The organism is Mycobacterium helveticum (genome assembly GCF_007714205.1).
Classification (GTDB): Bacteria; Actinomycetota; Actinomycetes; order Mycobacteriales; family Mycobacteriaceae; genus Mycobacterium; species Mycobacterium helveticum.
In genome coordinates this window covers 1-7,827 of the sequence record NZ_VMQU01000178.1, presented here as the reverse complement: position 1 = coordinate 7,827, position 7,827 = coordinate 1, and the positions used below count along the sequence as shown (strand labels likewise).

The 7,827-nt window shown below is 69.5% G+C and carries 9 protein-coding genes; 1 reads left to right on the top strand and 8 read right to left on the bottom strand.

Features of this window, described 5'->3' with window-relative positions:
• The 8 genes from FPZ47_RS25290 to FPZ47_RS25250 all read right to left on the bottom strand — a co-directional run.
• Positions 1-403 (bottom strand): hypothetical protein (locus tag FPZ47_RS25290; protein WP_145039679.1); only part of this gene is annotated, 403 nt, incomplete at its 3' end.
• A 140-nt stretch (positions 404-543) separates the two neighbouring features.
• A complete protein-coding gene (locus FPZ47_RS25285; RefSeq protein ID WP_144954714.1) occupies positions 544-933 on the bottom strand; it encodes a hypothetical protein in 390 nt (129 codons plus the stop codon).
• A gap of 98 nt (positions 934-1,031) precedes the next feature.
• Positions 1,032-1,250, bottom strand: a complete 219-nt coding sequence (locus FPZ47_RS25280; RefSeq protein WP_144954694.1) for a hypothetical protein — start codon at positions 1,248-1,250, stop codon at positions 1,032-1,034.
• Positions 1,251-1,476: 226 nt separating this feature from the next.
• Positions 1,477-1,758, bottom strand: a complete 282-nt coding sequence (locus FPZ47_RS25275) for a type II toxin-antitoxin system death-on-curing family toxin (protein WP_144954717.1) — start codon at positions 1,756-1,758, stop codon at positions 1,477-1,479.
• A 55-nt stretch (positions 1,759-1,813) separates the two neighbouring features.
• The gene (locus FPZ47_RS25270) at positions 1,814-2,056 is read right to left on the bottom strand and encodes a DNA-binding protein (RefSeq protein WP_144954697.1); all 243 of its coding nucleotides are present in this window, start codon (positions 2,054-2,056) and stop codon (positions 1,814-1,816) included.
• A gap of 264 nt (positions 2,057-2,320) precedes the next feature.
• Positions 2,321-3,463: a DUF4185 domain-containing protein gene (locus tag FPZ47_RS25260; protein WP_144954699.1), complete on the bottom strand. Its 1,143-nt coding sequence runs from the start codon at positions 3,461-3,463 to the stop codon at positions 2,321-2,323.
• A gap of 7 nt (positions 3,464-3,470) precedes the next feature.
• Positions 3,471-4,517: an aspartate-semialdehyde dehydrogenase gene (locus FPZ47_RS25255; protein WP_144954702.1), complete on the bottom strand. Its 1,047-nt coding sequence runs from the start codon at positions 4,515-4,517 to the stop codon at positions 3,471-3,473.
• Positions 4,518-5,783: an aspartate kinase gene (locus FPZ47_RS25250; protein WP_144954705.1), complete on the bottom strand. Its 1,266-nt coding sequence runs from the start codon at positions 5,781-5,783 to the stop codon at positions 4,518-4,520.
• Between the two features lie 204 nt (positions 5,784-5,987).
• On the opposite strand from FPZ47_RS25250, the gene leuA reads away from it, so the two are divergent.
• A partial coding sequence (gene leuA / locus FPZ47_RS25245; protein ID WP_145039676.1) for a 2-isopropylmalate synthase occupies positions 5,988-7,827 on the top strand: 1,840 nt, incomplete at its 3' end.

Genomic DNA, 7,827 nt, shown 5'->3' with positions numbered 1-7,827 from the left:
GCCCCGGTCCACCGGGAGGCAAGGGGACGATCATCCCCGGGCCCCCGGGCCCGCCGAACTGCCAGGGGCCGGGGCCGCCGGGCCCGAAGACCCCGGACCCCGGGCCGAACGGGCCCATGCCGGGCCCGGGGCCCGGCATCGGCCCGTCGGGGCCGTCGGGGCCGAACATCATGCCGGGGTGATGGCGGTGGTGGCAGTCGTGATAGCCGAACACCATGGCGCCGGAGAAGAAGACGACCGACAGGATGAACACGATTCCCGCGACGATCACCACCCACGCCGCGGCCGTGTAGAGCCTCGGCGGCTTGGGCCGCTGCGCCGGCGGTGGCGGCACCGGCGGTGGCGGCGGCGGGGTCGGGGGAACGGACGTCGGCTGCGCGGACGGCTCGGGTGTTTCGGTCATGATGTGAATACTGCCCTCGTGGCGACCGCCTTAACAGGCCCCGGGGACAAAAATGCTGTGAATTGAGATCCGGCGGTGACAGCGGGCACGCGGGACGGCCCGGCGCTCGCTCGAGCGCCGGGCCACCGCCTGGCCGATCCTTACGGCGCGGGGGTCACCGACGGGGACACCGATGACGGGACCTGTCCGGGGCCGTTACCGGGACCGTTCCCGGGGCCGTTCCCGGGCCGCATCATTGCGGGCCCGCCGCCCTGGAACGCCGCGGGGCCACCGCCACCGGGGCCGCCCGGACCGCGCGGATGGCTCATCATCGCGTGGTGCTTGTGGCCCTGGTGATGGTAGCCGCCATGGAATCCGTGGCATCCGGCGTGGCGGCCCAGCATGAAGCCGGTGAAGAAGATGACCGCCACGATGAACACGATGCCGGCGACGATGGCGACCCACGCCGCGAATTGGAAGACCTTCGGGGTCCTGTGCGGCGCCTCGGCCGGGGGAACGGGCGCCGGGTCGGTTGCGGCGGAGGACCGCACTGTGGTGTTTTCGGGTGTTTCACTCATAAGACAAATGATGCATGCGTGAACAATGGCCGCGGCTATGCCTTACATATGTAGCGGCTATGAACGAATGCTCACCCCATGCCGCCGCCGGCGCCGCCGCCGAGGTCACGCGGCTCCTCTTCGATTTCCGTGGGCGGCGGGGACGGGGGACCGGGCTGCTCGGACGTCGTCGGCGTCGGCGGAGCCGCCGTGGTGGTCGCCGGACCTGCGCCGCCGCCGACGCACAGGGCCGCCAGCACAAGCGAGGCGGCACCGGCAACGAGCGCAAAACGCTTCCCCGCTTCAGGCATCATCAGATCCTTTGCTCTCATCTCGGACGCGATGACTTCCCCCGCTTGTCGCGCGCGAAGGCTGGTTGACTTCGTGCCGTCGACCGTAACGCCTCGCAGGCCGGGGCGCACCCGGTCGGGCACAGAAGAAACGGCGCCGAAACATTCGCCCCTCAGGCGCATACGCGATATCAGCCGGGCGTGCCCATCCAGTCGTCGGACACCGGGAACGGTCGGACCCAGGCCTTCAGGCGACATCCACCACCAGGGCCACAACGGCGCCGTCGTCAACCGACAGCTCATCACCGCTGATGTGGTACAGGACAGACGTTGCCGCCCACGCCGTGCGCTTGTTTCCGTCGACGAACGGGTGGTTACGCGCCAGCCCGTGCAGAAGTGCTGCGGCTTTCTCGTGGATAGTGGGGTACGCGTCGTCACCAAATGCGCTCGCCTGCGGACGCATCACCGCCGAATCGAGCATCCCGAAGTCTCGGAGCATGTCGGGGCCAACGAACCGGTCGTTGAGCATCTCCACGTTGTCGCAGTTCAAATACCGTTGTCGCAGGTCAGATACAAGGTGAACATCAGAGGTCGGCCAACTTGTCGAACGCAACCTTGTGCTGTTCCAGCGCCTTCTCGAAGGCCGCGCGAACCATGTCGGTTTGCGCATGTGCCTTCATGTACTCGATGACGGCACGCTTGATCACCTCGTTGCCCGAAGTGTTCGTGAGAAACGCGTAGTTCTTGACCGCTTCGGCCAGCTCGGCCGGCAGGCGCAGTGTAAGGGCGATGGTTCCCTGTGATGTGTGCGCGGCGGTGGTGTCCATGCCACCATGGTGGCATGGTGGCATGGTGGCATGGTGGCATGCCAGCAGTCGACATCGAGTACCGAGTTTTGCGGGTCAAGTCCCGCACGATGCCCTGCAGCGCGCCCTCGGCCACTCGTCGGCGTCCGTCACGTTGGACACCTACAGCCATTTGTGGCCTGACGCGAACGACCGGACGCGCAAGGCCGCAGCTGGGCTCGCCGACCAGGTGCTCGGATCTGCTGCGGACGCACTGCGGACGGAAGGCTGAAAAATCGCCTCCGATCAGGGCTTGAACGGGTTGACCGCGAACTGGATCACCCGGTACGGCGCGGTCGCCCGCGCCCGGGTGTCCCACTGGCTGACGAAGATGCGCAACTCGTCGAGAGTCGAACCCGGCGAGATGTACCCGCCGTAGGGCTGGGCGAGCCGGTTGTCGAACGGCGGCGGCAGGCTGTCCGCGGGTTCGGGCCAGTCGTCGTGCTGCACCACCGTGGTCACCGGGGCATCGCCCAGCGATGTCGGGTCGTCGGCCACCCGGACCTCCATGTTCTCGGTGCCCGCGTTGAAATACGACAGCACGGTCTTGCCGTCGATCTGCCGGATGGACATCTCGCCGACCTTGTCGGGCCACAACGGTGTCGGCGGCTTGTTCCAGCCCCCGCCCGGCCCGGACGCCCAGCCCTGCCACCGGGACCGGTCGGTGAACGTCTGCGGCGTGGCCCGGTAGAGCAGCACCGGATCCCGACGGGTGAAGCTGTCGGCCACGATGTAGACCCACCCGCGCGGCGAGTCCGGGGTGGGGATCGGGTCGTAGTAGCCGCTGATCTGCGTCTGCGAGCCGCCCCGGTAGGACGCGGCCCGCCGGGATCCCGGCACCGTCCGCCAGCCCGGGCGCGACGGCTCGGCCGCCACCAGCCGGGAACTGACCGGCTCCAGGTCCCTGGCCGTGGTCACCATCAGGTAGTTGCGCCGGTTGACCTGCACCACCCCGGCGGGCAGCTGCGAGTCCCCGGGCGGGGCCGCCTCGGCCAGCAGCGGCCTGCCGACCCCGAGCACGCCCGTATAGCGCACCCCGCCGGGGTCGTCGACGGACGCGGTCTCCACGTGCAGCGCAACCGGGGAGTACCAGCCGCCGAACCCGACGCCCTGGCCGGCGAAGCTGTCGCCGCAGACCTGCAGCAGCTCGCTGGGGAACTCGACGAACTCGCACAGGTCGGTGGCGCCGATCCCGTAGTCGCCGGTCGGGGTCCCGGTGCCGGCCGTCGGACCGATTCGCAGCACCTGCCCCGGGGCCAGGGGCTGCAGGATCGGCTCGGGCGCCGGCGCCGGCGGGTCCGCATGGGCAACCCAATACCCTTGCAGCACGAGCAAGGAAGCAAAGATCGGTGAGCACCGCGCGACCAGACGGGTGTGGGCGGAGCTCACCCGCGGGTCACCGCGCGGCGGCCAGCAGCTCGGCGATCTGGATCGTGTTCAACGCCGCCCCCTTGCGCAGGTTGTCCCCCGACACGAACAGCGCCAGGCCGCGGCCGTCGGGCACCCCCGGGTCCCGCCTGATGCGGCCGACCAGCGATTCGTCGACGCCCGCCGCCGCCAGCGGGGTCGGCACGTCGACCACCTTGACGCCCGGCGCGCCGCTCAGCAGCTCCACGGCCCGCTCCGGCGACAGCGGCCGGGCGAACTCGGCGTTGATCGACAGCGAGTGGCCGGTGAACACCGGGACCCGCACGCAGGTGCCGCTGACCGCCAGATCGGGAATGCCGAGGATCTTGCGGCTCTCGTGGCGCAGCTTCTGGTCCTCGTCGGTCTCCCCGGAGTTGTCGTCCACCAGAGATCCGGCCAGCGGCACCACGTTGAACGCGATCGGGGCGACGTAGGTCTTCGGCGCCGGGAACCTCACCGCGCCGCCGTCGTGCACCAGTTGCTCGGCGTCGTCGATGACCGCGCGCGCCTGGGTGGCCAGCTCCTCCACACCGGCCAGGCCGCTACCGGAGACCGCCTGGTAACTCGACACCACCAGCCGAGTCAGTCCGGCCTCGTCGTGCAGCACCTTGAGCACCGGCATCGCGGCCATCGTGGTGCAGTTCGGGTTGGCGATGATGCCCTTGGGTCGACGGTGCGCATCCCTGTCGAAATTCACCTCGGACACCACCAGCGGCACGTCGGGGTCCTTGCGCCACGCCGAGGAGTTGTCGATCACCGTCACCCCGGCCGCGGCGAACCGCGGCGCCTGCACCAGCGACATCGCCTTGCCGGCGGAGAACAGCGCGATGTCCAGGCCGGCCGGGTCCGCCGTCCCGGCGTCCTCGACCTCGATCTCCTGGCCGCGGAATTCCAGCTTGCGCCCCTGCGAGCGGGCCGAGGCGAAGAACCGCACCGTGCTCGCCGGGAAGTCGCGCTGCTCGAGCAGCGCGCGCATCACCTGGCCCACCTGGCCGGTGGCACCCACGACGCCGATCGACAGACCGGTCGCGCCCATCTACCGGCCCGTCCCGGCATAGACCGTCGCGGTCTCCTCACCGCCGAGCCCGAACGCCTCGTGCAGCGCCACCACGGCCTTGTCCAGCTCGGTGTCGCGGCACAGCACCGAAATCCGGATCTCGGAGGTGGAGATCAGCTCGATGTTGACGCCCACTTCGGCCAGCGCCTCACAGAACGTCGCCGTCACGCCGGGATGGCTGCGCATGCCCGCGCCGATCAGCGACACCTTGCCGATGTGGTCGTCGTAGAGCAACTGGGTGAACCCGATCTCCTCCTTGAGCGCGTTCAGCTTGGCCACCGCGATGCCCAAGCTGTCGCGGGAGCAGGTGAAGGTGATGTCGGTCTTGCCGTCCTCGACCTTGGAGACGTTCTGCAGCACCATGTCGATGTTCACCTCGGCGTCGGCGACGGCGCGGAACACCCTGGCCGCGTAGCCCGGGATGTCGGGGATGCCGACGACAGTCACCTTCGCCTCGCTGCGGTCGTGCGCGACTCCGGTCAGGATGGGGTCTTCCATTGGCTTGTCCTTGATCGATCCGACGACGACGGTGCCCGGCTTGTCCGAGTACGACGAGCGCACGTGCACCGGAAGGTTGTAGCGGCGGGCGTATTCGACGCAGCGCAGCATCAGTACCTTGGCCCCGCAGGCCGCCATTTCGAGCATCTCCTCGAACGTGACCGTGTCGAGCTTGCGGGCGTCGTGCACGATCCTGGGGTCCGCGCTGAAGATGCCGTCCACGTCGGTGTAGATCTCGCAGACGTCGGCGCCCAGCGCCGCGGCCAGGGCGACGGCCGTGGTGTCCGATCCGCCGCGGCCCAGCGTGGTGACGTCCCGGGTGTCCTGGCTGACGCCCTGGAACCCGGCGACCAGCACGATGCGGCCCTCGTCGAGCGCGGACTGCACGCGACTGGGCGTGACGTCGATGATCTTGGCGTTGCCGTGGGTGCTGGTGGTGATGACGCCGGCCTGCGAGCCGGTGAACGAGCGGGCGTGGGCGCCGAGCGATTCGATCGCCATGGCCACCAGCGCGTTGGAGATGCGCTCGCCGGCTGTCAGCAGCATGTCGAGCTCGCGGGGCGGCGGGACGGGGCACACCTGCTGGGCCAGGTCCAGCAGGTCGTCGGTGGTGTCGCCCATCGCCGAGACCACCACGACCACGTCGTTGCCCTGCTTCTTGGTTTCGACGATGCGCTCGGCGACCCGACGGATCCGGTCGGCGTCGGCGACCGACGATCCGCCGTATTTCTGCACGACGAGTGCCACTGCTTTTTGCCTGCCCTTCCGGCCCAGCGAAGTCCACGCCCGGTGTGAGTCCACAACAGAATACGTGCACGCGCATCCGCATATTTATCGCGGTTTTGGCACACGGGGTCGGCGCGGTAGAGTTGCGCTCGTGCAGCGGGTGCTCCTCCTCGGACGCCGCGGCGGGGTCTGATCCAGACCGGCTTCCCGTCGCGGGCGTTCGCGATGCGCCGGTCTGAGGTTCCTTCTGACACCCCCGGAGCAACTACCGTGACCAACATCCAACCGTCGGATCCCGACGCGTACACCTCGTCCCGCGCCATCGTCACGCCCGCGGGCCCGCCCGCACCCGGCCAGGCCCCCTGGAATCCGCAGCGCGGCTCGTCGATGCCGGTCCACCGGTACCGGCCGTTCGCCGAGGAGGTCGAGCCCGTCCGGCTCACCTACCGCACCTGGCCCGACCGCGTCATCGACCGCGCCCCCCTGTGGTGCGCGGTGGACCTGCGCGACGGCAACCAGGCGCTGATCGACCCGATGAGCCCGGCCCGCAAGCGGCGCATGTTCGACCTGTTGGTGCGCATGGGCTACAAGGAGATCGAGGTCGGCTTCCCCTCGGCCAGCCAGACCGACTTCGACTTCGTCCGCGAGATCATCACCGACGGCGCCATTCCCGACGACGTCACCATCCAGGTGCTCACGCAGTGCCGGCCCGAGCTGATCGAGCGGACCTTCGTCGCGTGCGAGGGCGCGCCGCGGGCGATCGTGCACTTCTACAACTCGACGTCGATCCTGCAGCGCCGCGTGGTGTTCCGCGCCGACCGGGCCGCGGTGCGCGCGATCGCAACCGACGGCGCCCGCAAGTGCGTCGAGGAGGCCGCCAAACATCCCGGCACCCGGTGGCGGTTCGAGTATTCGCCGGAGTCCTACACCGGCACGGAGCTGGAGTACGCCAGGGAGGTCTGCGACGCCGTCGGGGAGATCATCGCGCCCACCCCCGACAACCCGATCATCGTCAACCTGCCCGCCACCGTGGAGATGGCCACGCCCAACGTCTACGCCGACTCCATCGAGTGGATGAGCAGCAACCTGGCCAACCGGGAGTCGGTGATTCTGAGCCTGCACCCGCACAACGACCGCGGAACCGCCGTCGCCGCGGCCGAGTTGGGCTACCAGGCGGGCGCCGACCGGATCGAGGGCTGCCTGTTCGGCAACGGCGAGCGCACCGGCAACGTGTGCCTGGTGACGCTGGGACTCAACCTGTTCTCCCGCGGCGTGGACCCGCAGATCGACTTCTCCAACATCGACGAGGTGCGCCGCACCGTGGAGTACTGCAACCAGCTGCCGGTGCCCGAACGTCATCCCTACGGCGGCGACCTGGTCTACACGGCGTTCTCCGGCAGCCATCAGGACGCCATCAACAAGGGCCTGGACCAGATGAAGGTCGACGCCGACGCCGCGGACTCCGACGTCGAGGACATGCTCTGGCAGGTGCCGTACCTGCCGATCGACCCCAAGGACGTCGGGCGCACCTACGAGGCGGTGATCCGCGTCAACTCGCAGTCCGGCAAGGGCGGGGTGGCCTACATCATGAAGACCGACCACGGCCTGGCGCTGCCGCGCCGGCTGCAGATCGAGTTCTCCCGCGTGATCCAGGAGATCGCGGAGGGCACGGCCGGCGAGGGCGGCGAGGTCTCGCCGAAGGCGATGTGGGAGGCCTTCTCCGAGGAGTACCTCGCACCGGTACGGCCCCTCGAGCGGATCCGGCAGCGGGTGGAGGCCTCCGAGGACGACGGCGGGACGACCAGCATCACCGCGACCGTCAAGATCGACGGGGTGGAGACCGAGATCAGCGGCGTCGGCAACGGCCCGCTGGCGGCGTTCGTGGACGCGCTGGCCGGCGTCGGGTTCCGGGTGGCCGTCCTCGACTACTCCGAGCACGCGATGAGCGCCGGCGGTGACGCGCAGGCCGCGGCGTATGTCGAAGCGTCCGTGACGATCGCGAGCGCGGCGAAGCCGGGCGAAGCGGGTCGGCACGAATCGGGGCACGTGACGATCGCGAGCGCGG

Bases quoted from the DNA above. Each gene is read 5' to 3' on its own strand.
- FPZ47_RS25280 (WP_144954694.1), bottom strand. From the start codon at position 1,250: ATGCCTGAAGCGGGGAAGCGTTTTGCGCTCGTTGCCGGTGCCGCCTCG.
- FPZ47_RS25275 (WP_144954717.1), bottom strand. From the start codon at position 1,758: ATGCTCAACGACCGGTTCGTTGGCCCCGACATGCTCCGAGACTTCGGG.
- FPZ47_RS25270 (WP_144954697.1), bottom strand. From the start codon at position 2,056: ATGGACACCACCGCCGCGCACACATCACAGGGAACCATCGCCCTTACA.
- FPZ47_RS25255 (WP_144954702.1), bottom strand. From the start codon at position 4,517: ATGGGCGCGACCGGTCTGTCGATCGGCGTCGTGGGTGCCACCGGCCAG.